Source organism: Cryomorpha ignava, from assembly GCF_010686655.1.
Lineage (GTDB): Bacteria > Bacteroidota > Bacteroidia > Flavobacteriales_D > Cryomorphaceae > Cryomorpha > Cryomorpha ignava.
In genome coordinates, this window is the sequence record NZ_JAAGVY010000011.1 from 40,556 (window position 1) to 64,258 (window position 23,703).

Consider the following 23,703-nt stretch of genomic DNA (forward strand, 5'->3'; position numbering starts at 1 on the left):
AATCTGGAATTTCTCATAATAGGTTTATCCGTTTAAACGCTTTCGGTAATGCCGGGCAAATATACTACCGCCGGCACCAAACCCAATTCTTTGCTGGCTTTCATATTAAATTTACGCCAGTAGCGGTAGGCAGCCAGATGTTTGGATTTGGAAATGGTTTTATCATACTGGGTAACAAAAACACTCATAGCGTACTCACCATCTATGAAAATACTTTCGGGCAGGGTAAATTTCAACTGATGCAATTCGCGATTATTTTTAATAGATTCCTGAAACTGAACACTGTCGTATATACCGATTATCTTGAGGTCTTTGTCTGTAATCTGTAGCTTAACGTGAAACGATTCAATCTCATCACTTACTTTTAAACTCAAATCTACGATTATCGGGTCGCGGTAATCGATTTTGGGAATGCTTGAAGTTGAGCTCCCGGAATAGATAGGAGAAGGATGAATGGTCATGTCTTCTACCTGCGCATATTGGTTAAATTCCACATTTGCTTCGTCACCCGTAAAAAGATTAAAATAGCGCTCAATACCGTCGGAAATGTTGTCTCCGTAATATTCTACGTATCCATTTTCCATTAGAAGAATCTTGTTGGTGATAGTGGCAATATTTGGCATGGAATGACTTACAAAAATTACGGCTGCATCTTGGATAACTTCGTTGATCTTATTGAATGATTTGGTCTTAAACCCTGAGTCACCCACTGCGAGCACTTCATCCAAAATCAGAACATCAGGCTTCATATGGACCGCAACAGAGAAACCCAGGCGCACCCGCATTCCTGAGCTATAATATTGTACAGGCGTATCTATAAATGCTTCGAGTTCAGAAAAGTCAATGATTTCATCAAGAACGGCATCAATTTCTTTTTTTTTAAGACCGAGTACAGATCCGTTATTGTATATGTTTTCCCTTCCTGTGAGAATTGGGTTAAAGCCAGCTCCCAATTCAATAAGCGCGCCTACGCGACCGCGCATTTCTATTCTTCCTTTATCGGGTTTGATTAATCCACTGAGCATTTTAAGCAAGGTACTCTTACCGGCTCCATTTCGTCCTATCAGCCCCAGGCACTCGCCGCGTTTGAGTTCAAAGTTGATGTCTTTTACGGCCCAGAATTCTTTTTCGCGCAGCTGAATATCATCGTTTTTTTTGCGTGCAATAAATTCTGAACCGAGATCTTTTACACCATACCAAAGGCTGGTTTTCAGGTCGCGGCAAAATTTCTTGGCGACGTGTTCTACAGTTACGAGCGTATCTTTTTCCATCTTAGGTTGGTGGTTGAGGCAGCAAAGATAGAGTTATTGATTTAGTTGATTTCAGATTCCTTTGATTTCAGATTCCTTTGATTTCAGATTTATGATTTAGGATTTATGATTTATGATTTGTCGGTGTGCTGATGGGAAAGGTCGCGAGGGTGGCTTGAATATGAGGATTTAAATTAGCTTTAAGCCGTAAGCCGTAAGCCGTAAGCTGTAAGAGGGTCTTGCTGTAAGAGGTCACGAGTCTCGAGTCCCGAGTCGCGAGTCGAGAGTCTCGAGAGGGCTTGCCTTTGAGGATTCAAATTAGCTTTTGAAACATCAATTTGTGTATTGGATTCCCTTTGGATTTTTGGAGTCCTGGCGGGACGCCAGAGTAGACCACCCTCGCCCCCAACTTCGCTGTTTACGGGCAAGGCAAGATGCGAGCGTGTGCGGCTTGCGGCAAACTCCACACGCTAGTCGGCTTAATCTTAGAACTTCTTATTGAATTCACACATTAATTATCATCCGCTATGTCTTATTGCCTATTGCTCATTGCCTATTATTTATTGCCTATTGCAAATTAACCTCTTCCTCCTCCAAATCTTTACTAAAATCAAGCCGCCTCAACTTAGGCAATGCCGCGCCGGTGCCCACTACGGTGAGGATGGTGAGCACGCCACCAAGAACTACCGCGTTTACGGTGCCAAAAAGTCGCGCAGTGAGGCCGCTTTCAAATGCGCCGAGTTCATTTGACGAGCCAACAAACATGGAGTTTACGGAGGCTACGCGGCCGCGCATAGCATCGGGCGTTTTAAGCTGAAGAATGGTTTGTCTGATTACCACGCTTATCCCGTCAAGGACTCCGCTGAAGAACAGGGCTGCGACGGATACCCAGAATATGGTGGAGAGTCCAAAGACGATGATGCTGACGCCAAATCCGAAAATGGCGGCGAGTAGCTTGTAGCCGGCATGGCGGTGGAGTGGAAAATAGGCAACGGCCATCATTGTAATTAGCGAACCGACGGCAGGGGCTGCCCGCAGCACTCCAAATCCGGTTGATCCGACTTTGAGAATGTCCATTGCAAAGATGGGCAGAAGGGCCACCGCGCCACCAAAGAGCACTGCAAACATATCGAGTGTGAGGGCGCCCAATATAACTTTGGTGCTAAATACAAAGCGGAGACCCTCGCGGAGGCTTTGGAAAATGGGTTCGCCTTTTTTGGTGTTGAGGATGGGTTTCTTCTCAATGCGCAAAAGGACTAAAAAGGCAACAATCGACACACCTACAATGATCAGCAGGGCGTGGTGGGTGCCCATAAAACCGATTGCTATTCCGCCGATTGCCGGACCGGTTACCGCGCCCAGCTGCCATACGCCACTGCTCCAGGTGGCTCCGTTGGGGTACGACTTTTTGGGAATAACGAGCGAGAAGAGTGAGAAAATGGTGGGGCTCATAAAGGCGCGTACGAGGCCCCCGAGAAAGACCATCGCATAAATGGAGCGCACCACCCAGGTGGTTTCCATGCTATCGGTAATGAGGGGCCAGGTAAAAAGGAAGAGGCCGGTGCTGATGGTGAAAAACCCCAGAAGACATTTTATGAGCAGGCTTCGCTTTTCGAGCTGATCTACGAAATGTCCGGCAAAGAGGGCCATCGAAACCGCCGGAATGACTTCCATGAGGCCGATGAGTCCGAGGGAGAGGGGATCTTTAGTCAGTCGATAAACCTCCCATTCAATAACCACAAACTGCATAGTCCACGCAAAAACGATGGCAAACCGCAGAAATAGAAAAAGACGAAACTCTTTGTATTGGAGCGCTTCGTAAGGGTAGTTCTTTGACATTTTTAATTTTGACCGGGTAAAGGTATTTATTTTGAGGATTTGTGGATGCGATGTATTGAGCTCAGTCGAAATGTGCGGATGAAGCTGCAAGAGGGAGTTTCGTAGCTGTTAGCCTCAAGCCGCAAGCTGTAAGATGATGATGAGTCAGTTAGTCGCGAGTCTCTAGTCGCGAGTCTCGAGTGGGGCTTGCGTTTTAGGATTCAAATTACCTTTTGAAACCATGATTCGTGCTGTGGCCTCCCCTTTAGGGGTCGGGGGTGTGCGGTGGACTCCCTTTCTGCATCCGACGAGGCCTTTCGCAAAGAGGAACGCACGTGGGGCGCGGGAGGGAGTTTCTTAGCTGTTAGCCTTAAGCCGCAAGCTGTAAGATGATGATGAGTCAGTTAGTCGCGAGTCTCTAGTCGCGAGTCTCGAGTGGGGCCTGCGTTTGTAGATTCAAATTAGCTTTTGAAACAACGATTCGTGCTGTGGCCTCCCCTTTAGGGGTCGGGGGTGTGCGGTGGACTCCCTTTAGGGCTGGGGCGCGGGGAGGGTTGCTGCAAGAGGGAGTTTCTTAGCTGTTAGCCTTAAGCCTCAAGCCGCAAGCTTTAAGTCCTTCGACCAAGCTAAAAGCATGGCTGCAAGAGGCCGTTTCTTGGCCTTAAGCCTCAAGCTTTAAGTCATGCAGCTTGCAGCTTGCAGCTTGCAGCTAGAAGCTTACAGCTAGAAGCTTGCAGCTAGAAGCTTACAGCGAGTCTTAGAAATCATTCTCCTTAATCCGCGTAAGCAGTGTTTTAAACGAATACCCCGAGGCGATAAATTCCTGTATTTGCTTTTCGATAATCCGTACCCAAAGCGCCATGATATAAGAAAGTGTTACAAAAACAATAGAGAGGGCTATGGTGAGAAAAGGGTTGGGGTGAGCCTCTGCCAAAGTGATAAAAGGGAAACGCAGTGAACCGTGAATGACGAATAGGAACAAGGATATACCACCTGTAAAGGCTAGGAAAGTAGCCAGCTTTTTAAAGCGTTGAATAAAGGGTAGGAGCCATATCATAACCGTAAGCAATAGGATGGTTACAGAAATAAAAGAGAAATAGTACGCCATTTCATAAAAATTGGCGGCAGCAAACATTATCAGTGCCGCTAAAAAGACCAATACAGAAATTTTTATTTCAGAACGGGCGGCGAAGTAAATACCGAGCGCAAAAACCGGAATCTGACCCACAAAAGTATAGTAAATGCTGAAGTTAGCGATATCTGCAAAAGTATTAAAGGCAATGGTGAGACCTATGAAAATAAACGCCGTGATTAGCATACTATTTGGGCCGTACTTCTTTACTATTCGCTTTAGCAGCGGAAAAAAGGCGTATAGCTGAATGATAGCCGAGAAGAACCACCAGGGGCCGCTTACCGAAAGTGCACTTCCCGGTATAAAACCATAAAGCAATGTGAGTTTAATAAGAGATTCTTTGACCAAAAATACGCTTGGAAAACGACTGGATGAGAAGATGTAAAGTATTATTACAAATACGATTCCGATAAGCAGAGTGGGGTAAAGCTTTAGAATCCGCTTTTTCATAAAACGCAACCATTCAATATCGCGATCCTTGTAGGAAATATAAAGTCCATAAGAACTCACTAAAATAAAAATCTGCACCCCATAATGTCCGAAATACGAAAATATGTGTCGCACAGCGTGAAGCGGCTCACTGGCCAGGAAGCCAATAAAGCGCTGGAAATAATCTACCGAAAAGTTAAACTCATTTTCACCCGTTTTAGGGGTTATCTGGTGAAAATAATTGTGGAACATAATCATCAGCATCGAAATGCCTTTCATGATATTGGTGTCTCTAATGGTGAGGGTCTGTTTGCGAATCATTCTAGAAGATTATGAAGATATTTTTTGGCTAATTTAATTTTTTTATGAATATACAGGGTAGTTTGCCTTTATCTTTACTCATCTACCTTATAGATGTTTCAAGCCATCAGTTTTTTTCCTGTTTTTTAATTGAGTGGTTGCATCAGAGTAAGCTTTTTCAAATATTCTATTCTTCGCGGGAGTGTGGCGGGTATTCTCTTCCATCAGCCATTACCCGGCGACGCTTATCGTTGTAATTTTCATTAAATACACTCCTCTTTGCATCCAGCACACTGGTTTCAATATTCAGCAGATCAATCAGCGAATGAAAATTGTCGTCGGTAATATAGGGCATATCGCGATGTGAGCGAATCACCGCCGATTTATCGGGGTATGTATTTTGATATTCTTCAGAAAGCCACACCACATAAGGTATCTCCACAATACTCGGGTATAGGATAACAGAATAATCGTGGCCCGCGTAATCGGCATCGTCATATACATTTTCGCCATGGTCAGATAGGTAAATGGCCGCAGTGGGGGTATTACTCACTTCTGCATAAGTGCGCAAGATTTTAAGAATACTGTCAACCACAAAATCATTGTAGAGCACCGAGTTGTCGTATTGAGCAATCACCTTTTCTTTTTTAGTGCTTCCGCTAAAGCGTTTGTATTCAGAAGGGTAACGATGAATGTAGCGCCCGTGTGAACCCAGAAGATGAAGAACTATAAATTTTTGATCGCCTTCTTCACGCAGGGTCTTTTCTAATGCACTAAACAAAACGCTGTCGTAAGAGGGTTTCTCATTCTTGCTAAGCGAAAGTCCGCTGGTTAAGTTCAGGAACTCTTGTTTGTCTGATTGCTGGGCTAGAATGGTGATTATATTATCTAAAAAGCCAATCGGAGACTGGTTTGAGAGCCAATAAGACTTTACACCCGAGGCCCTGCAGACATCCATAATATTAAAACATTCATACGATTTTCGCTTATTTTCTAAGTTTGATTCTGTAAGCGCACCGGTAATAGATGTCATTGTAGAATGGTAGCCGCTCACCACGTCGGTGTACACTATAATATCCTCGGCCTGTTTCAATAGCGGGCTAGTATCGCGGTAGTAGCCGTATAGCGACATGTGGTTTCTATTTGTTGATTCACCTTCAATCAATACCACCACCGCCGGATTGTTTGGAGCTATAAGTTTTGCGTCTATTTCGGCGCTGCGCTTTTGCCTCTCACTTTTCAATTTTTTAAAAGCCGTAGCATCCTTATAAAATAAAATAGACGAGCGCACAAGTTCAGGAGTGCCGTAGCGAAAACCACCTTCATAAACCCTGGTAGAAAGAAAGACCAATATTAGCAACACCGTGGCAATGAGGATATAAGTATGTTTTTTGTCTTGCTTGCGCGGATAGTTAAAAGTGTAAATGAGTGCAAGAAGGAATAGAATAATATAGGGAATGATCAGCAAGAATTCATACCCGCTTTTTAGATGCAGAAAACCTACCGCCTCATCGTAATTTGTATTTAAGGCAACGTAAAGACTGTTTGAGGTCATAGGACCTTTCAGCATAATCCAATGCGAGAGAAGTATAAATCCATTTATAAACGAGAGAATGGCTGCCAGGAAGTAAAAAATATTCTTGCCCGATAAGTAGCGAAGAATAATCAAAATGGTGATAAACGAAAGGGTAATGACCGGTTCGGCAAACTCTACCAGTCTATAGTTGAAGTACAAACCGGCAAAAAGGGGAAAAAAGATTAACGCGAGGATAAAAGGTGGAAATAAACTTAAAAGCGTGTGCTTAATTCCTACGTGAGATTCGAGACTTTTAGGGTCATTCATAACATTGAGAACGGGTTAACCGACAAATTTCATTTTAGGATGTTAATGATAAAGAATACGATACGTAGACAAAGTTTCTTTGTTTTAAGAAAATGGAAGTGATTAGGCAATAAAAGTAGATTATTTAATTGAAAAATAAAATGATGGATTTCAATTGCGGATTTGCTTATAGGTTGCATTGAGTGGTTATTAAGCTTGTCGAAACGCGCTGTTTGGAGGAGCCCTTGCAAAGGACTGTATAAGGGCGGGATGGCGTTTTGGTGATAATCAGACCCTGATGTTTGTCATTAAATGCCGTTGAGACAAGGCATGCCTTGTCTCTTTGTTTGAATCCTCCGATCTGTTTCACCGGAATAACTTCCTGAAATTTCTTCCGTAATAGAAAAGTCTCTGGTATAAAAACCAGCCATTAACTTTTAATAAACAGAAATTGAGAACTCCCAGCCTCTCCAAAAGAAATATTAAACTGGATTTATTACGCTTATTAGGCGTATTAGTAATAATGGTGGCTCATGCCGATCCCCCCGAGTGGATTTTTAATTTGAGAAATTTTGGAACACCATTATTGATTCTGGGATCTGCTTTAACCTATGCTTTTATATATAAATCAAAGAATATTGAAGATAAGAATTACTTTTTCAAGAAAAGACTCAAAAGATTAATCATTCCGGCATGGATATTTTTGACATTTTTCTTTCTACTTTTTTATGTTGCATCCCAAAGCTTAAATAAAGAGTTTCCCTTTTCAACTATTGGTATCATAAACTCTTACAACTTTTATGCGGGAATTGGCTTCGTCTGGATTTTGAAAGTGTATATTATCCTGGCTCTTCTAACTCCGTTTGCCCTAAGTATTAGCAAATCAACCGCTATCAATAATAAAAGATATTTTTGGTTGATTTCTCTTATTTACCTGGGATATGAATTGTTTATTACTCTTTTCTTTCATTATATTCCTGAAGCCTTCAGAGAACCGGTGAGTAATACATTTTTGGTGGTCATCCCTTACTCTGTTCTTTATTTTTATGGCCTTCGATTACATACCCTAAGCGATAGAAATTTGATAATTATAATTTTCTCATCACTTGTCTTAACAGTATCTTTAATTCTTCATAAATATCTGGATGCTGGCACCTTTGTTCCTACACAGGTCTATAAATATCCTCCCACTTTATATTATCTCGCTTATGCCTTTTTCTGCATAAACTTGATTTATTACATTATTTCTCGCCATCTGAACGTTGAAAGCAATAGGGCGAATAATATAATCATCTGGCTTTCATCTAATTCACTGTGGATTTATCTGTGGCATATTCTGGGATATTATTTGTGGCTTACCTTTATTAACGATCTAAATATAAAGATTAGCACCTTTAACCTTTTTTTAATCAAGGCTTCATTTCTACTTTCGTTTGGATGCGCCATTACCCATTTGCAATTATATCTGGTCGCCATACTTCAGCCTAGGACCAACCCAATATTTCAAAGATTTCTTGTGTTTTTAAATTAGGCATTTTTAAATTTTAGGCACTCCGCCCATCCGTTGCACTATTTAAATTCGTCCATGGATATTGTAAAGAACTGATGCGCAGTTTGCCACCTATCAGAGAGACGTTTTGGTGATAATCAGACCCTGATGTTTGTCATTAAATGCCGTTGAGACAAGGCATGCCTTGTCTCTTTGTTTTATATAGATCGACGTCTCATTGGTTTATATAGAGCGGCCGCAGCAACCTTGATCTGCGGAGCGGAGTTTAGACATAGACTACGTCAAGATCAGGCAACTTATTTCAGGTTTCAATAGTCATGTGTTTTGAATCCAAAGGCTCATATCCCGATATCGGCAATATGCAGGTGGAGGTTTAACCCGTGGGAAAGGAACCTGTATTTAGAACCTTACACTTAAATTATTTGCCAAAAACAAGGGAATTCCCTACATTGATTCCCTATTAACCAATTTTAACCTACGGCTATGGAATCCTCGTTTATCAAATCTTTTTCGGCTCTCATTTTTCTTTTTGTTTTTTCATTCGCGGAAGCGGAAGCGCAAGATTGTCTGGCTCATGCTAACTGGACTTTTGACCCTCCACCTGTTAATGGCCAGCTTGAGCTTGGGGCTACTGTGGAAGTCTGCGTTGACCTGGTATTGTATGCCCCGGGAGGTGGAGCGTGGCTAAGTGGTCTGGAGCTTGATTTTCCGCCGGCGTGGGAATTGTCTACCCTTAACGTTGTGTCGATTCCCGAACCCTGCTCGGCCGGAGATGGTGAATGGGTTTACCTGGATACACTTGCTTGCGCCCCATACTTTTTCGGTCCGGGATTTTATTTCGATAGAAATTCAGATGGGAATTTTTGTAATAATTTTGGAGATGCATGTGCGATCACGCCCGAAAACATGACCTTCTGCTTTGACATTACCCTTGCAGGAGATTGCCCGAGCGATGAAGAAAATCTGTTTCCCTATATTAGAATCGTGTCTGATGACTATTTTGGTGATTTTCCATCGCCTTGCCCCAATCCAATATATGTGCAACCTGATTTGGATAATCTCTCGCTTAATTGTTGCGGGGTATCATCAGGAAACAGCCCCGGTACGGTGGCTCTTTGTGAATCTCAGTGTTTATTTGACCTTTTGGAAGGTGCATATCCTGAAGGTGTGTGGGCGGGGCCGGCCGGTTATACCGATGTTCTGGGTTGTGGCTACTTTGATGTGAATGTCGATGTTTCGGGCGATTATACCTACACCGTTGAGGGAGGTATGTGTTTGCAATCGTCCACAATTACGGTCATTGATACTGACCTGGGTGTCGTTGGTGAAGTGTTTACATGCAGCGGCGAATATGGCTATCTCAATGAAGCAATAGCCGATGAATATCCAGATGACGGCACCTGGTACAATCCGGCAGGTGAAGTGGTGGTAGATGGAATTGCAGAGTTTGCAGTAGATGGATTGGGAATTTATGAATATCAGTTCCTTTCAGAAACGGGTTGCCTGAGGACCTTGGGCGTTGAGGCTTTTGTAACTCAGACTTCGGGAATGCCAGTAAGCACAGTAATTTGCGAAAACAGCGGAACGTTTTGCCCTTTTGATGTTTTTCAATCGCTGCAGCCTCCAGGAATAGAAGTTACTGAAGGTGGTAACTGGATAGTATATGACGATGCCGGAAATTTTCTGGATTTTCTCCCTTCTAGTGATATGTGTTTGGATTACGCTGCTATGCAAGGTTATGGCGCCAGTCAGCTATACTTTAATTATCTTCTGGGCTCGACTGAATGTGGTATAAGTCTGGATACGCTTACGGTTACTGTTGGTGAATACTCTGAAGGAGTTACAGGTACAGCCTGTGCGGGGATTATTGATTTGGAACCCTATTTGCCACCCGGTACTCCAACTGGTGGTTTCTGGACAAATTATGTGGAAGATTGGGAAAGTGTGTTTGATTGTACGCCCTGCGCAGTGGGATCAGTACATAGCTTTTTATATACTTATGACTTAGAATCAGGTTGTACGAGCAGTGTTGGAGTAGAGTTGGTTATTACGAGTTCCGGAGACGGAGACAATTATACTGTAGTGGAATGCGGCGACGGCTCGGTGCTTGATCTGGCTACCCTTTTGCCCGATGACACCGATTCTGGAGGTGTATTCAGTCCATCGCAGGAAGTGGTTCTGCTTCCGCAAAATTCCGGAACGTATACGTATACGACTGACTTCGCAAATTGCGGTGAGGCGGTGTATTCTTTCAATCTCGATATTGGCGATAGCCTAAACTATACAGGTCTTACCACCACCCTTAGTGATGATGGGAATGAATATACCGTGGTTTTTGCGATTACAGGCGGGTTAGCTCCTTACTCTATAAATGGAGTTTCAGTTATCGGCAATGATTTTACTTCTTCGCTAATTCCGGTTGGAACATCTTATATGTTTACTCTTTCAGATGCCGGTCCGTGCAACGATTTTAGTGTTTCAGGGGGTTATTTGCCTACATGCACGGTAAGTGCAGGCGAGAGTCCGGGCGAAATGGATCATTGTCAGCCGGAGCCTTTCTGTCTTTTTAATGAATTGGCAAATGCCGATACCGGTGGCGTGTGGGCAGGTCCTCCCGGATGGGTTGATGCCGGCTGCGGGTTGGTTGATCCTTCCTCGAGTCCGCCAGGCGATTATTACTATATCGTTTCAGATGGAAATCAATGCGCAGATACTGCTGTGATTTCGCTGGTGCCAATAGAGCTGGGGATTCTCTACGGATTAACTTCCTGCACGGATGATGGAGTAAATTTGTATGAATGGTACGAAGCTACAGAAGATAGGTTTTGGATGGGGCCAGGGTATCCTCAGGTTTTGGATACGATTACCGATCAATACCTAAATCCTGATCAGTATGCACCAGGTATCTACACTTATGTCTATTACGAAGAAGGCTGTTTGACTACAGTTGAGACTTTTGTGAATTTCAACAATGCATATTCGGGTAATACTGATGTTGAACCAGTCACGATTTGCATTGATGAAATGAATTTTCGCCCGGCTGAAGCCCTTGGTATAACCGACCCATATGTTGGAGGAAATTGGATTCTTTATGATTCTACAGGTACTGTTTTTCTGGATTATTTTCCTTACGGGGATATAAACTTTACTGGCGAATACTTGCACAGTTTCGGTTCATCGGTGGTGCTTAAATACATACAGGGAGCTCCACCTTGCGATCCGATCTTGATAGATTTATACGTATTTATTAGCGTAGGAAATACTCAACAGATAGAAGATACTGTTTGTCAATCTGACGGAAGTGTTGATCTAAATATTTATTTGCCTTCCTTTCCGTTTCCGGGAGGTGTGTGGGTCGATGTGTCAGGGAATTCTATACCATATCTGATTGATCTTAGCCTGTTTGAACCCGGGTCTGTCCAAATTTTTTACTACTACAACCTCTTGGAAACCGGCTGTACTGATATTGTAGAAGTGTGGCTTACCATTTCGGAAAGTATGGGTGCAGGCGACGATTATGATATAATTCTCTGCGGCACAGGCGAGATGATTGATTTATACGATCTCCTTCCAGACGATGTTGACCAAAACGGGATATTTCCTATTTCTCAAATTTTGGCCATCCCGTCAAACTCGGGTACTTATGATTACTTCCTTCCAATCCCTTCATGTAACGATCAGTCGGCTGTTTACACCCTTACTTTCACAGAGCCCTTTACAAGTGGGGTAGAAGCGGAGTGTAATCCTGGTGGTACGAGTTTTAATGCTATTCTTGAAATTGCAGGTGGAATGCCGCCCTATACAGTTAATGGCGAAGCGGTGGAAGGTACGGTCTACGAAGCCTCCGATTTAGCTGTAGCCGATGGTGAAGTAGTATTTGTAGTGGCAGATGCTGGGCTTTGCGATGCGATAGAAATGACCATCGGCGTTGACGATACCGATGGCGACGGTGTTTGTGATGATCAGGAAATTACTGGTTGCATGGATCCCGCAGCAACCAATTACGATCCCAATGCCACCGATCCCGGCAACTGTTGGTTTGAGATTGGCGGCCTCGAAGCTCCATTAACCGAATGGGATGAAGAAACGGGAGGTGAGAAACCGGGGCTTGATCGAAATTCCGTAACGGGCAGTTCACCTGATCAGGATTTAGCGATGCTCATATTCCCCAATCCGGCGAACGGAGAAGTAAATCTCGATATCCGTGGACTTGCCTCTTCTGAAGCTGTCGTTGAGATCAGCGATATTCTGGGTTCAATTCGCTACCGTTCAGGTCTGGCTTCTGCCGATGGTGAGGTATTAAAGAAAATCGATCTGTCTGGATACGCCAGCGGCGTTTATCTCATTCGCCTTATTGACGGAGAGGAGAGTCTTGTAAGCAAGGTTGTTGTTGTTGGGAGGTAGGTTTGAGTCTCGAGTCTCTAGTCTCTAGTCGCTAGTCTCAAGTCTCAAGTCTCGAGTCGTCCATACGGACTTGCTTCGCAGCGCGAGTGGGGCTTGCGTTTGAAGATTTAAATTGGCTTTAAGCCGTAAGCTGCAAGCTCCAAGAGGGTGTTTCGTTTGTAATTGAGATTGGTTTTTTGAAACATATAGCTGTGATGTGCTGATGCGTTGCATTTCTTATCTTTGCTTCGTCCATACGGACTTACTTCAATTCTGGGAGCGCTAGCGCGCTTATGGGTTTTACCGCGGAGGCGCAAAGGCGCCGCCGAGAACGCGGAGAAATCGTTTTGTATTACTATACGTCATATTCCGCAGCAGCGCAGATGCCGCGAAGCGGCGTTTTGGAGATAAGCAGACCGTGAAGTTTGTCGTTGGTGCCGTAAAGACAAGGCACGCCTTGTCTCATTCGTTTAGATGGAGCCGCGGCGGCATACTTGATGTGCAGATCCGTACGGGCTAATAAAATCTAAAGGGAGTCAACCGCACTAAGCCGTGCAATTATTTCTAGGAACAAAAAAAAGCGCGAACCCCGTAGGATTCGCGCTTAAACTTTTTAACCTGTTAAAGGTTTGCGGTAATATTATTGATCTGATTTATAATCACCATCAATAACAATGCTCGTACCACCACCAGAAATAGTTGTTACAGTTCCATCAGTAATGTGGAGAAGGTAATTTTTTCCGTCGTGGGTCACACCAAGTACATCGTTATATGTACCGTCTGCGGTCGCAGAAACACCGGTATATTGGGTAATTTCTGCACCTGTAGCTATGGCGTCTGCCAAGTCTTCTTCAGTTACGATATTGGTCCATTCAGAACTTGCAAGAGATACCATTGTAGTTTCGCCATCTATTGCAACCACAGCACTTGTAGTAGTGTTGTTGGTCCATTTAAGACCAAACTGGTCTAAACCAATACCATCAGCTCCACCGACACGCGTCCATGTAAATGCCATAGGATCGGTCAGGTTTGTGGTAGCAGAAACTACGTCCACATCAAAACTTACAGTTTGTGTTTTTCCGAAATCATCAGTTACTGTAAATGAATATGTTGTAATTCCTACATTGCTTCCTGAGGTAAATGCTATTGTATCAACATATGTATTGTCGTCTGCATTTGGAAAGCTGTAAGGAAATTCATGACCTTCATAGCTCTGTGGAAAAGTTCCGGTATTGATACCATTTCGAGCGATCGAGAACACATCCAAGTCATTTTCACCTTTTCTGGCTTCTATTGCAAAAATCAAGGATGTATTTGGAGTAGTTTCAATATCTCCTCCGGTCGAAGCATTCTGTGTTTCTGTAACACTTAATGATGGACCTAATGGTTCAGGATCTTCATCATCAGCACAAGAGCTTGTAAATATTACTGCGGCTCCTAATAGGGCAAGGGTAAATAATCTTCTTTTTTTCATGTTGTGTATTTAAATAATTTTCGTGATTTTATCAGGAGTTTTACCCTGATTTGCTTTTTAAAGAGCGCAAATATACAGCCATGTTCGGATTGTTTGGAGGAAAGATTTGATGGAGTTAGCAATGAATCGGTGTTAACGGCTTGTTAGTCAGAGTTTAATCGGTTATTTCGTTGGTTTGGGATTTGTGAATTCTTAGGGAATCGATGAATGATGTGGGGAAAAAGTGTTGAGATTCTTCCTGATGTGTGGAAATTTTCAGCAGGTGTTTCTTTTTACAATAGGCAATTTGCAATTTGCAATTGGCAATTGGCAATTAGCAATTGGCAATGGGTAATTAGCGATTACTTGCTGTGCTGCATTTCGACTGCGCTCAATAACCACGTGAGGTCGCTTCGTAGTTGGCAATTAGCAATGGGCAATTTGCAATTAGCAGTAGGCAATTTATACACAATCAACAACTGTCATAATTCATTTTGAAAACATGAAATACAATTCGTAATACACAATTCACATTTCAAAATTCACAATTCAAAATTCACAATTCACAATTCAAAATTCACAATTCACAATTCACAATTCAAAATTCACAACGCAAAAACCCTATATTTGCGGCCGTTTTAAACCCTCAAATGTTTATAAACGAAAACTATCGAAAAAATTTAAATCTCGATGTTGGTTTATTCATTAATTCTCGTACATTTGCACCCCCAATTTAGCGAAATGGGGCTATTTTTAAGCGCGAAAAAACTGATTTAGAGCAATTTTAATACTATGCCAACTATACAGCAACTAGTACGCAAAGGGCGGACTACCAAAGCAAAAACAAGTAAGTCTGCCGCACTTGCATCATGTCCGCAGAGACGTGGAGTATGTGTGCGTGTTTATACGACTACTCCTAAGAAACCAAACTCGGCTATGCGTAAAGTAGCGCGTGTTCGTCTTACCAATGGTAAGGAAGTCAATGCCTATATAGGCGGAGAGGGACACAACCTGCAAGAGCACAGTATTGTGTTGGTACGTGGTGGTAGAGTAAAAGACTTACCGGGTGTACGATACCATATTGTACGTGGTGCACTCGATACTGCCGGAGTAAACGGTAGAACTCAAAGAAGATCAAAATACGGAACTAAACGTCCGAAAAAATAATTATTAGCCGAAGTCATGAGAAGAAAGACCGCTAAAAAGCGAATAACGCTGCCAGATCCGAAGTTTAACGAGATCATTGTTACCAAGTTTGTAAACAATATGATGCTTTCAGGTAAGAAAAACCTGGCGTACAATATTTTTTACGATGCTATCGCTATAGTTGATGAAAAAAGCGAAGATACTACAGGATTGGATGTCTGGAAAAAAGCCCTGGCAAACGTTACTCCGGCCGTAGAGGTTAAGAGTCGCCGTGTAGGTGGTGCTACTTTTCAAATTCCACAACCGGTACGCGAAAATCGCAAAATGGCTATATCTATGCAATGGCTGATAGGCTATTCGCGGAAGCGCAATGAAAAAACAATGAGCCAGAGATTGGCTTATGAAATTATTGCCGCTGCAAAAGAAGAAGGTGCTGCCTTTAAGAAAAAAGAAGATACCCATAGAATGGCTGAAGCAAACAGAGCTTTCTCTCATTTTAGATTCTAAATAAAAGGATCAGTAAAGAAATATTACAATGGCTAGAAGAGATTTAAAATTTACAAGAAACATCGGTATTGCTGCCCACATTGATGCGGGTAAGACTACAACTACCGAGCGTATTCTATATTATGGAGGTGTGAGCCACAAAATAGGAGAGGTGCACGATGGTGCCGCTACTATGGACTGGATGGCGCAGGAGCAGGAGCGTGGTATTACCATTACTTCGGCAGCGACTACCCTTGACTGGTTGTACCGTGGGCAATTGTACCACGTTAACGTTATTGATACCCCCGGCCACGTTGATTTTACCGTTGAGGTAAACAGATCGCTACGTGTGCTTGATGGGTTGGTTTTTCTTTTTAGTGCTGTTGATGGTGTAGAGCCACAATCTGAAACTAACTGGAGACTTGCCAACAACTATAATGTACCACGTCTTGGATTCGTTAATAAAATGGATCGCTCCGGTGCCGACTTTTTGAAAGTTTGCCAGGAGGTTAGAGATATGCTGGGCAGCCACGCAGTAGCGCTTCAAATTCCAATTGGAACTGAAGACGATTTTAGAGGTGTTGTTGATTTGATCAACTTCCGTGGAATTGTTTGGAATACAGAAGATTTGGGTATGACCTTTGAAACGGTTGATATCCCTGATGAGATAATGGAGGAAGCAAAAGAGCACCGCGAGAAATTGCTTGAGGCTGTTGCTGAATTTGATGATACGTTGATGGAGAAGTATTTTGAAGATCCGGAGTCGCTTACTGAGCGCGAGGTTCTTGATGCTTTACGCGCAGCGGTAATCACCGGGAAAGTTGTTCCGATGATGTGTGGTTCTTCATTTAAGAACAAAGGTGTACAGGCGATGCTTGATATGGTTATGGAATTGCTTCCATCGCCTGTGGATGTTGAAGCGATTATAGGAGTTAATCCTGACACTGAGATGGAAGAAAAAAGAAAGCCGGGTCTTGATGAACCGTTTGCAGCATTGGCATTTAAAATTGCTACCGATCCATTTGTAGGTCGTCTATGCTTTACACGTGTTTATTCTGGTACACTTGATTCAGGTTCGTATGTATTGAATACGCGCACCGGAAGAAAAGAGCGTATTTCGCGTATTTTCCAGATGCACGCCAACAAACAAAAACAAGTTGATTCACTAGGTGCCGGAGATATAGGTGCATTGGTTGGATTTAAAGATATTAAAACGGGAGATACCCTTTGCGACGAGAAACACCCAATTGTGCTTGAGTCAATGGATTTCCCAGAGCCGGTAATCGGATTGGCCATTGAGCCAAAAACACAAGCTGACCTTGACCGTCTTGGTGTAGGTTTGGCTAAGCTTGCCGAGGAAGATCCAACATTCAAGGTACATACTGACGAGGATTCTGGTCAGACAGTTATTAGCGGAATGGGTGAGCTTCACTTAGATATTCTTATCGACCGATTGCGTCGTGAGTTTAAGGTAGAAGTTAATCAGGGAGCTCCACAGGTATCTTATAAAGAAACTATTACCGGTACTGTAGATCACCGTGAGACTTACAAGAAACAAACGGGTGGTCGTGGTAAATTTGCCGATATTCTGGTTACAATAGAGCCAGGCGATCCGGAGAAACCAGGATTGATTTTCGAGAACGTAATTAAAGGTGGAAACATTCCGCGTGAATTTGTTCCTTCGATTGAGAAAGGATTTAGAGAAGCAATGGCAAACGGTGTTTTGGCCGGTTACCCAGTAGATTCTTTGAAAGTAACACTACGCGATGGTTCATTCCACGCGGTCGATTCAGACCAGTTGTCGTTTGAGCTTGCAGCCAAATTGGCTTATCGTACAGCATTGCCTAAAGCGAAGCCTGTACTTCTTGAGCCGATCATGAAAATAGAAGTATTAACTCCCGAGGAAAATATGGGTGACATCGTAGGTGACCTTAACCGACGTCGCGGAGTAATGGAAGGAATGGGCGACCGTTCCGGAGCAAAAGTTATCAAAGCCAAAGTTCCACTTTCGGAGATGTTTGGTTATGTAACACAGTTGAGAACAATGTCTTCTGGCCGTGCTACATCTACAATGGAATTTTCGCATTTCGCGGAAGCGCCAAAAGGTGTACAGGAAGAAGTTATTGCAAAAGTTAAAGGTAAAAAATTAGAAGCGTAACAAGCAGCATTCATAACGATGAGTCAAAAAATTCGCATCAAGTTAAAGTCATACGATCACAATCTCGTTGACAAATCAGCAGAGAAGATTGTTAAGACAGTTAAGACTACCGGAGCGGTAGTGAGTGGTCCAATTCCATTGCCTACTCACAAACGTATTTACACGGTACTTCGTTCACCACACGTGAACAAGAAATCGAGAGAACAATTTGAGCTTTGCGCCTACAAGCGACTGCTCGATATTTACAGTTCCTCTTCAAAAACGGTTGATGCTCTAATGAGATTAGAGTTACCAAGCGGTGTAGAAGTTGAAATTAAAGTTTGATAGAATAAAAACAAGAAAATGCCAGGTTTAATAGGTAAAAAAATCGGAATGACCAGCACGTACGATGCGGATGGAAAAAACATCCCTTGTACGATTATACAGGCTGGTCCTTGTGTAGTTACACAAGTGAAGACCGAAGCCAAGGATGGCTATAGAGCTATCCAATTGGGTTTCGGCGAAAGGAAGGAGAAAAATACTCCCGCTCCACTAAAAGGGCATTTCAAGAAAGCTAAGACTACCCCCAAGCAACGACTAGCCGAGTTTACAGGCTACGCGGAAGACTTGACACTTGGCGATGAAGTGAATGTTGAAATCTTTGTAGAAGGTGAATACATTGACGTCGTTGGCAAAACAAAGGGTAAAGGTTTTCAAGGCGTTATAAAACGTCATGGCTTTGCAGGAGTAGGACAAGCAACTCACGGACAGCACAACAGGGGGAGAGCGCCAGGATCTATCGGTGCGGCATCTTATCCAGCACGTGTATTTAAAGGAATGCGCATGGGCGGACAAATGGGAAATACCCAAGTTACTTTGGAGAACATCCAGGTAGTGAAGGTACTTGCCGATCAGTCTTTGCTTATTGTAAAGGGTTCTGTACCCGGTCCTAAAGGTTCGTTTCTAATCTTAGAGAAAAACTAAATGGAACTATCAGTATTAAATATAGAGGGCAAGGAAACCAAAAAGGTTAAGCTCAACGACGAAATCTTCGGTATTGAACCAAACGATCACGCCATTTATTTGGATGTGAAGCAGTATGGAGCCAATAACCGTCAGGGTACACACAAAGCGAAAGAGCGAAGTGAAGTAAAAGGAAGTACCCGAAAGATTAAGAAACAAAAAGGAACAGGTACTGCACGTGCCGGCGATATCAAAAACCCGTTGTTTAGAGGTGGAGGTAGAGTTTTTGGTCCACGACCAAGAGACTACAGCTTCAAGCTAAATAAAAAGGTAAAGATTCTAGCCCGCAAATCGGCTCTTAGTTACAAAGCTAAAGACGGTCAAATCGTGGTTGTTGAAGACATCAAAATGGATGTTGCGAAGACTTCAAAATACCTTTCAATCATGAATGCATTAAAAGTTGCTGATCAAAAACCACTTTTAGTGTTGAGTGAGAAGGATAATATATTATCTTTGTCCTCCCGAAATTGCCAGGGGCATAAAGTAGTGCAGGCTAGCGATTTGTGTACATATGATATTTTACGTCATAAATCACTTATCATTTCTGAAAGCGCTTTACCGGTAATTGAGAGCACATTAAACAGATTTAACAAATGAGCCAGATAGTAATTAAGCCAATAATCACCGAAAAGATGACGGCTACTACCGAAGACATGAACCGATACGGTTTTATTGTTAAGAATGATGCGAATAAGATTCAAATCAAGGATGCGGTAGAAAAGCTATACGGTGTAAATGTTGAGAAAGTGTGGACAATGCGCTACGCCGGAAAATCGAAAAGCCGTTTTACAAAAACAGGACTTATAACAGGTAAGAGTGGAGCCTACAAGAAAGCGATGATAAGCATCGCAGATGGCGAAACGATTGATCTTTACAGTAATATTTAAACCGAACAGTAATGCCGGTAAGAAAACTCCGTCCAACGACACCAGGACAACGACATAAGATTCTGAGCACGTTCTCAGAAATCACTACAGACAAACCTGAAAAGAGTCTTTTGGCTCCTATCAGCAAATCGGGTGGTAGAAATAACCAGGGACGCATGACAATGCGTTATATTGGAGGTGGTCATAAAAGACGCTACCGTATAATAGACTTCAAGCGCGATAAGCATGGAGTAGATGCTACAGTAGAAACCGTAGAATACGATCCAAACCGCACAGCGCGTATTGCATTGGTAAAATATACCGATGGTGAGAAACGCTATATCATTGCACCCGAAGGCATTAAAGTAGGCCAGACGATTCGCAGTGGCGAAGGGGTGAGTGTAGAAGTAGGAAACGCGATGTACCTAAGTGAAGTTCCTTTGGGAACGGTGGTACACAACGTTGAGATGCGACCCGCACAGGGTGGTGTTTTGGCTCGTGGTGCCGGCGCTTATGCTCAGCTTAACGCAAGAGACGGAAAGTATGCTACGCTTAAAATGCCATCTGGCGAGATCCGTATGGTATTGGTAACGTGCATGGCAACTGTTGGAACCGTTTCAAACGGTGAGCATTCGCTAGAGCGTTCAGGTAAGGCAGGTAGAAGCCGTTGGTTAGGACGCCGTCCACGAGTACGTGGGGTTGTAATGAATCCGGTAGATCACCCAATGGGTGGTGGTGAAGGAAAGAATTCTGGTGGTCACCCACGCAGCAGAAACGGAATTCCGGCTAAAGGGTTTAAGACGCGCAACAAGAAAAAGGCGTCTAATAAGCACATTATTGAACGCAGAAAGAAATAATTGAGAAATGAGCAGATCACTCAAAAAACCACCTTTCGTACACTACAAGCTTAATGCTAAAGTAGATGATGCACAGGCTAGCGGCAAGAAAACAGTAATCAAGACATGGTCACGCGCAAGCACGATCACTCCAGATTTTGTTGGAATGACAATAGCGGTACACAACGGAAATAAATTTATACCGGTTTATGTTACCGAGAATATGGTAGGACATAAACTAGGTGAGTTTTCACCTACGCGGACCTTCCGCGGACACGCCGGTAACAAGAAAGATAAACGACGCTAAATGCCCGAAAAGGCTCGAAAATAAATAACCTATGGGTTCGAGAAAGAAAATAGCAGCAGACAAAAGAAAAGAAGAGCGCAAACTTATCGCGATAGCGAAGTTGAACAATGTGCCTACTTCACCACGCAAAATGCGTCTGGTAGCAGATGTAATACGTGGCGAAGAAGTACTAAAGTCGCTTAACATGCTTAAACACATGCCTCAAGATGCTGCGAAGAGATTAGAAAAGCTTGTACTGAGTGCATTAGCAAACTGGCAAGCCAAAAACGAGGATAAAAATGCCGATGAAGAAGGTTTGATCGTGAAGGAAATATTCGTTGACAGCGCCAGAATGCTGAAGCGACTACGTCCGGCTCCACAAGGGCGTGCACACCGCATTCGCAAAAGATCAAATCACGTAACCATCATATTAGATAGCGCGAAATAATTATGGGACAAAAGACCAATCCAATAGGAAATAGATTAGGCTTTATCCGTGGCTGGGATTCAAACTGGTTCGGTGGAGACAAATACGCTGACAAATTAGTAGAAGACGATAAAATTCGTCAATACTTAAATGTTCGTTTGGCGAAAGCAAGCGTATCGAGAATAATCATTGAGCGCACACTAAAGCTGGTAACCGTTACCATTAAAACTGCACGTCCGGGAGTAATTATCGGTCGCGGAGGTACAGAGGTTGACAAGCTGAAGGAAGAGTTAAAGAAATTGACGAATAAAGAAGTTCAGATCAATATATTTGAAATCAAACGTCCGGAGCTTGACGCCAAATTAGTGGCCGACAGTATTGCACGTCAGATAGAAGGTCGTATTTCTTTTCGTAGAGCGATAAAAATGTCTATTGCTTCGACCATGCGAATGGGAGCTGAAGGAATTAAGGTACAGGTATCGGGCCGTTTAAACGGGGCTGAGATGGCACGTACTGAAGGATACAAAGAAGGTCGTATTCCATTGCACACTTTTCGTGCAGATATAGACTACGCACTTACCGAGGCACATACTAAAATGGGTCGGATGGGTGTAAAAGTTTGGATTTGTTTGGGAGAGGTATATGGCAAGCGCGATTTATCGCCAAATATTGAAACCGGCAAGACTCAGAGTGGAGCCCCTAAATCTCAGGGAGCAAGAAAACCACGCGGAGGCGGAAGCGGTAGAAGAAGATAATTAAGGAATTAGTATAATAATAGAGCGATGTTACAGCCTAAAAGAACGAAATTCAGAAAAATGCAGAAAGGCCGCATGAAGGGTAATGCTACCCGCGGTACAGCCATTTCTTTTGGATCATTCGGAATTAAGTCGATGGATGAATCCTTTATAACATCACGACAAATAGAAGCGGCCCGTATTGCGGTTACGCGTTATATGAAGCGTGAAGGGAAAGTATGGATACGCATTTTTCCAGACAAACCAATTACAGCGAAGCCTGCAGAGGTACGTATGGGTAAAGGTAAAGGAGCCCCAAGTCACTGGGTAGCTACAGTACGCCCGGGTCGTATGTTGTTTGAGTGCGATGGAGTTCCTGTAGCAATAGCTCAGGAGGCAATGCGCCTTGCAGCACAAAAACTACCTGTGAAAACCAAATTTGTAGTTCGTAGAGATTACGTAGAATCATAATTACATTATGAAAGCAAAAGAAATAGCAGATCTTACTACAGCTGAGGTCAAAGAGAAAATTGAAATTGAGTCGGAAAGTTATAGCAAGATGCGCATGAACCACGAGGTGAGTGCTCTTGAGAATCCGGTTCAGATTAAAATGAAGCGTAGGGAAATTGCCCGTTTGAAAACGGAAATGCGCAAGCGCGAATTGTCAGAAAAATAACAGATCTAGATTTATACCATGTCTGAAAGAAATTTAAGAAAACAACGTGTCGGAGTTGTTGCAAGCAACAAGATGGAGAAGTCTATTACAGTAGTAGTAGAACGCCGGATGAAACATGAGCTTTACGGTAAGTTTATGAAAAACACGTCAAAATTCGTAGCGCACGACGAAAAGAACGATTGCAATATAGGCGATACCGTTCGCATAATGGAAACGCGACCAATGAGCAAGCGCAAAAACTGGCGATTGGTTGAAATTATTGAAAGAGCTAAATAATATTATAAGATGATACAGCAAGAAAGCAGGCTGAAAGTTGCCGACAATAGTGGAGCCAAAGAAGTACTTTGTATTCGCGTGCTTGGAGGTACAAAACGCCGTTACGCTTCGATAGGCGACAAGATCGTTGTGTCGGTAAAAGGCGCGATGCCATCTGGAAACGTGAAGAAAGGAATGGTTTCAAAAGCCGTTGTAGTTCGCACCAGAAAAGAAGTGCGTCGTGCGGATGGTTCATACATCCGATTTGACGACAACGCTGTGGTATTGCTAAATACAACAGGAGAAATGCGCGGAACGCGTATATTCGGCCCTGTGGCAAGAGAATTGCGCGATAAGCAATTTATGAAGATTGTTTCACTAGCCCCAGAGGTACTATAAATTTTCAAAGTTCGGAAAAGATGAAAATTCACATCAAAAAAGACGATAACGTAGTAGTAACTGCCGGCGTTGCCAAAGGGCAACAAGGGAGAGTTATTTCTGTAAATCGCGATAAATACCGAGCGATTGTAGAAGGTTTGAATATTGTTACAAAACACACGAAGCCAAGTGCTGCGAATCCACAAGGTGGTATTTCAAAGCAAGAGGCTGGTATTCACATCTCCAATCTGCTAGTGGTTGATCCTAAATCAGGAAAGGGTAGCCGCATAGGATATAAAGAATCTGACGGTAAATCAGTACGCTATTTAAAAAAATCCGGAGAACAGGTTTAAGTC

At 43.0% G+C, this 23,703-nt stretch carries 23 protein-coding genes; 18 read left to right on the top strand and 5 right to left on the bottom strand.

What is annotated here, in order from left to right:
• Nucleotides 1–32 precede the first annotated feature (32 nt).
• From G3O08_RS07980 to G3O08_RS07995, 4 genes are all read right to left on the bottom strand, one after another.
• Complete coding sequence (locus G3O08_RS07980; protein ID WP_163284669.1) at nucleotides 33–1,271, bottom strand: ABC transporter ATP-binding protein; 1,239 nt, start codon at nucleotides 1,269–1,271, stop codon at nucleotides 33–35.
• Between the two features lie 546 nt (nucleotides 1,272–1,817).
• The gene (locus tag G3O08_RS07985) at nucleotides 1,818–3,089 is read right to left on the bottom strand and encodes an MFS transporter (protein WP_163284671.1); all 1,272 of its coding nucleotides are present in this window, start codon (nucleotides 3,087–3,089) and stop codon (nucleotides 1,818–1,820) included.
• Between the two features lie 736 nt (nucleotides 3,090–3,825).
• Nucleotides 3,826–4,950 carry an acyltransferase family protein gene (locus G3O08_RS07990; protein WP_163284673.1) on the bottom strand — a complete coding sequence of 375 codons (1,125 nt, stop codon included), beginning with the start codon at nucleotides 4,948–4,950 and terminating at the stop codon, nucleotides 3,826–3,828.
• A gap of 166 nt (nucleotides 4,951–5,116) precedes the next feature.
• Nucleotides 5,117–6,772 (bottom strand): phosphoethanolamine transferase, encoded by a 1,656-nt coding sequence (locus tag G3O08_RS07995; protein WP_163284675.1) that lies wholly within the window; start codon nucleotides 6,770–6,772, stop codon nucleotides 5,117–5,119.
• 430 nt (nucleotides 6,773–7,202) lie between these two features.
• Here G3O08_RS07995 and G3O08_RS21845 point away from each other — a divergent pair, with 430 nt between their 5' ends.
• Complete coding sequence (locus tag G3O08_RS21845) at nucleotides 7,203–8,282, top strand: acyltransferase family protein (protein ID WP_163284677.1); 1,080 nt, start codon at nucleotides 7,203–7,205, stop codon at nucleotides 8,280–8,282.
• Nucleotides 8,283–8,744: 462 nt separating this feature from the next.
• The gene (locus tag G3O08_RS08005; RefSeq protein WP_163284679.1) at nucleotides 8,745–12,665 is read left to right on the top strand and encodes a T9SS type A sorting domain-containing protein; all 3,921 of its coding nucleotides are present in this window, start codon (nucleotides 8,745–8,747) and stop codon (nucleotides 12,663–12,665) included.
• A gap of 619 nt (nucleotides 12,666–13,284) precedes the next feature.
• Here the strand turns inward: G3O08_RS08005 and G3O08_RS08010 are convergent.
• Entirely contained in the window at nucleotides 13,285–14,118 is an 834-nt protein-coding gene (locus tag G3O08_RS08010; protein WP_163284681.1) for a hypothetical protein, read from the bottom strand.
• Between the two features lie 771 nt (nucleotides 14,119–14,889).
• Between G3O08_RS08010 and rpsL the strand changes: the two genes are divergently transcribed.
• The 16 genes from rpsL to rplX are packed head-to-tail and all read left to right on the top strand — an operon-like array spanning nucleotide 14,890 to nucleotide 23,700.
• The gene (rpsL, locus tag G3O08_RS08015) at nucleotides 14,890–15,264 is read left to right on the top strand and encodes a 30S ribosomal protein S12 (RefSeq protein ID WP_163284683.1); all 375 of its coding nucleotides are present in this window, start codon (nucleotides 14,890–14,892) and stop codon (nucleotides 15,262–15,264) included.
• A gap of 15 nt (nucleotides 15,265–15,279) precedes the next feature.
• Nucleotides 15,280–15,750 carry a 30S ribosomal protein S7 gene (gene rpsG, locus G3O08_RS08020; protein ID WP_163284685.1) on the top strand — a complete coding sequence of 157 codons (471 nt, stop codon included), beginning with the start codon at nucleotides 15,280–15,282 and terminating at the stop codon, nucleotides 15,748–15,750.
• 28 nt (nucleotides 15,751–15,778) lie between these two features.
• Complete coding sequence (gene fusA / locus G3O08_RS08025) at nucleotides 15,779–17,887, top strand: elongation factor G (protein ID WP_163284687.1); 2,109 nt, start codon at nucleotides 15,779–15,781, stop codon at nucleotides 17,885–17,887.
• Nucleotides 17,888–17,905: 18 nt separating this feature from the next.
• Entirely contained in the window at nucleotides 17,906–18,211 is a 306-nt protein-coding gene (gene rpsJ / locus G3O08_RS08030; protein WP_163284689.1) for a 30S ribosomal protein S10, read from the top strand.
• An 18-nt stretch (nucleotides 18,212–18,229) separates the two neighbouring features.
• On the top strand, nucleotides 18,230–18,850 hold the full coding sequence (gene rplC / locus G3O08_RS08035; protein ID WP_163284691.1) for a 50S ribosomal protein L3: 621 nt from the start codon (nucleotides 18,230–18,232) through the stop codon (nucleotides 18,848–18,850).
• Nucleotides 18,851–19,486: a 50S ribosomal protein L4 gene (gene rplD, locus G3O08_RS08040; RefSeq protein ID WP_163284693.1), complete on the top strand. Its 636-nt coding sequence runs from the start codon at nucleotides 18,851–18,853 to the stop codon at nucleotides 19,484–19,486.
• A complete protein-coding gene (gene rplW / locus G3O08_RS08045; protein ID WP_163284695.1) occupies nucleotides 19,483–19,776 on the top strand; it encodes a 50S ribosomal protein L23 in 294 nt (97 codons plus the stop codon). The genes rplD and rplW overlap by 4 nt, the downstream gene beginning before the upstream one ends.
• An 11-nt stretch (nucleotides 19,777–19,787) precedes the next feature.
• Entirely contained in the window at nucleotides 19,788–20,612 is an 825-nt protein-coding gene (rplB, locus tag G3O08_RS08050) for a 50S ribosomal protein L2 (protein WP_163284697.1), read from the top strand.
• Nucleotides 20,613–20,619: 7 nt separating this feature from the next.
• Nucleotides 20,620–20,898 (top strand): 30S ribosomal protein S19, encoded by a 279-nt coding sequence (gene rpsS / locus G3O08_RS08055; protein WP_163284699.1) that lies wholly within the window; start codon nucleotides 20,620–20,622, stop codon nucleotides 20,896–20,898.
• 31 nt (nucleotides 20,899–20,929) lie between these two features.
• The gene (gene rplV / locus G3O08_RS08060; RefSeq protein WP_163284701.1) at nucleotides 20,930–21,325 is read left to right on the top strand and encodes a 50S ribosomal protein L22; all 396 of its coding nucleotides are present in this window, start codon (nucleotides 20,930–20,932) and stop codon (nucleotides 21,323–21,325) included.
• 2 nt (nucleotides 21,326–21,327) lie between these two features.
• Nucleotides 21,328–22,059: a 30S ribosomal protein S3 gene (gene rpsC, locus G3O08_RS08065; protein WP_163284703.1), complete on the top strand. Its 732-nt coding sequence runs from the start codon at nucleotides 21,328–21,330 to the stop codon at nucleotides 22,057–22,059.
• A gap of 27 nt (nucleotides 22,060–22,086) precedes the next feature.
• Nucleotides 22,087–22,509: a 50S ribosomal protein L16 gene (rplP, locus tag G3O08_RS08070; RefSeq protein ID WP_163284705.1), complete on the top strand. Its 423-nt coding sequence runs from the start codon at nucleotides 22,087–22,089 to the stop codon at nucleotides 22,507–22,509.
• Nucleotides 22,510–22,516: 7 nt separating this feature from the next.
• Nucleotides 22,517–22,714 (top strand): 50S ribosomal protein L29, encoded by a 198-nt coding sequence (gene rpmC, locus G3O08_RS08075; protein WP_163284707.1) that lies wholly within the window; start codon nucleotides 22,517–22,519, stop codon nucleotides 22,712–22,714.
• An 18-nt stretch (nucleotides 22,715–22,732) separates the two neighbouring features.
• A complete protein-coding gene (gene rpsQ, locus G3O08_RS08080) occupies nucleotides 22,733–22,990 on the top strand; it encodes a 30S ribosomal protein S17 (RefSeq protein WP_163284709.1) in 258 nt (85 codons plus the stop codon).
• Between the two features lie 9 nt (nucleotides 22,991–22,999).
• Nucleotides 23,000–23,368, top strand: coding sequence for a 50S ribosomal protein L14 (rplN, locus tag G3O08_RS08085; protein ID WP_163284711.1), 369 nt, complete (start codon nucleotides 23,000–23,002; stop codon nucleotides 23,366–23,368).
• A gap of 20 nt (nucleotides 23,369–23,388) precedes the next feature.
• Nucleotides 23,389–23,700, top strand: coding sequence for a 50S ribosomal protein L24 (gene rplX / locus G3O08_RS08090; RefSeq protein WP_163284713.1), 312 nt, complete (start codon nucleotides 23,389–23,391; stop codon nucleotides 23,698–23,700).
• The last annotated feature ends 3 nt before the right edge of the window (nucleotides 23,701–23,703 follow it).

Excerpts from the sequence above, each read along its gene's own strand:
- rpsJ (WP_163284689.1), top strand. The coding sequence starts at position 17,906 with ATGAGTCAAAAAATTCGCATCAAGTTAAAGTCATACGATCACAATCTC.
- G3O08_RS08010 (WP_163284681.1), bottom strand. The coding sequence starts at position 14,118 with ATGAAAAAAAGAAGATTATTTACCCTTGCCCTATTAGGAGCCGCAGTA.
- rplC (WP_163284691.1), top strand. The coding sequence starts at position 18,230 with ATGCCAGGTTTAATAGGTAAAAAAATCGGAATGACCAGCACGTACGAT.
- G3O08_RS07990 (WP_163284673.1), bottom strand. The coding sequence starts at position 4,950 with ATGATTCGCAAACAGACCCTCACCATTAGAGACACCAATATCATGAAA.
- G3O08_RS07980 (WP_163284669.1), bottom strand. The coding sequence starts at position 1,271 with ATGGAAAAAGATACGCTCGTAACTGTAGAACACGTCGCCAAGAAATTT.
- rpsC (WP_163284703.1), top strand. The coding sequence starts at position 21,328 with ATGGGACAAAAGACCAATCCAATAGGAAATAGATTAGGCTTTATCCGT.
- rplX (WP_163284713.1), top strand. The coding sequence starts at position 23,389 with ATGAAAATTCACATCAAAAAAGACGATAACGTAGTAGTAACTGCCGGC.
- rplD (WP_163284693.1), top strand. The coding sequence starts at position 18,851 with ATGGAACTATCAGTATTAAATATAGAGGGCAAGGAAACCAAAAAGGTT.
- rpsS (WP_163284699.1), top strand. The coding sequence starts at position 20,620 with ATGAGCAGATCACTCAAAAAACCACCTTTCGTACACTACAAGCTTAAT.
- G3O08_RS08005 (WP_163284679.1), top strand. The coding sequence starts at position 8,745 with ATGGAATCCTCGTTTATCAAATCTTTTTCGGCTCTCATTTTTCTTTTT.
- G3O08_RS07995 (WP_163284675.1), bottom strand. The coding sequence starts at position 6,772 with ATGAATGACCCTAAAAGTCTCGAATCTCACGTAGGAATTAAGCACACG.
- rplB (WP_163284697.1), top strand. The coding sequence starts at position 19,788 with ATGCCGGTAAGAAAACTCCGTCCAACGACACCAGGACAACGACATAAG.
- G3O08_RS07985 (WP_163284671.1), bottom strand. The coding sequence starts at position 3,089 with ATGTCAAAGAACTACCCTTACGAAGCGCTCCAATACAAAGAGTTTCGT.
- rplN (WP_163284711.1), top strand. The coding sequence starts at position 23,000 with ATGATACAGCAAGAAAGCAGGCTGAAAGTTGCCGACAATAGTGGAGCC.
- rplV (WP_163284701.1), top strand. The coding sequence starts at position 20,930 with ATGGGTTCGAGAAAGAAAATAGCAGCAGACAAAAGAAAAGAAGAGCGC.
- fusA (WP_163284687.1), top strand. The coding sequence starts at position 15,779 with ATGGCTAGAAGAGATTTAAAATTTACAAGAAACATCGGTATTGCTGCC.
- rplW (WP_163284695.1), top strand. The coding sequence starts at position 19,483 with ATGAGCCAGATAGTAATTAAGCCAATAATCACCGAAAAGATGACGGCT.
- rpmC (WP_163284707.1), top strand. The coding sequence starts at position 22,517 with ATGAAAGCAAAAGAAATAGCAGATCTTACTACAGCTGAGGTCAAAGAG.
- rpsG (WP_163284685.1), top strand. The coding sequence starts at position 15,280 with ATGAGAAGAAAGACCGCTAAAAAGCGAATAACGCTGCCAGATCCGAAG.
- rpsQ (WP_163284709.1), top strand. The coding sequence starts at position 22,733 with ATGTCTGAAAGAAATTTAAGAAAACAACGTGTCGGAGTTGTTGCAAGC.
- rplP (WP_163284705.1), top strand. The coding sequence starts at position 22,087 with ATGTTACAGCCTAAAAGAACGAAATTCAGAAAAATGCAGAAAGGCCGC.
- rpsL (WP_163284683.1), top strand. The coding sequence starts at position 14,890 with ATGCCAACTATACAGCAACTAGTACGCAAAGGGCGGACTACCAAAGCA.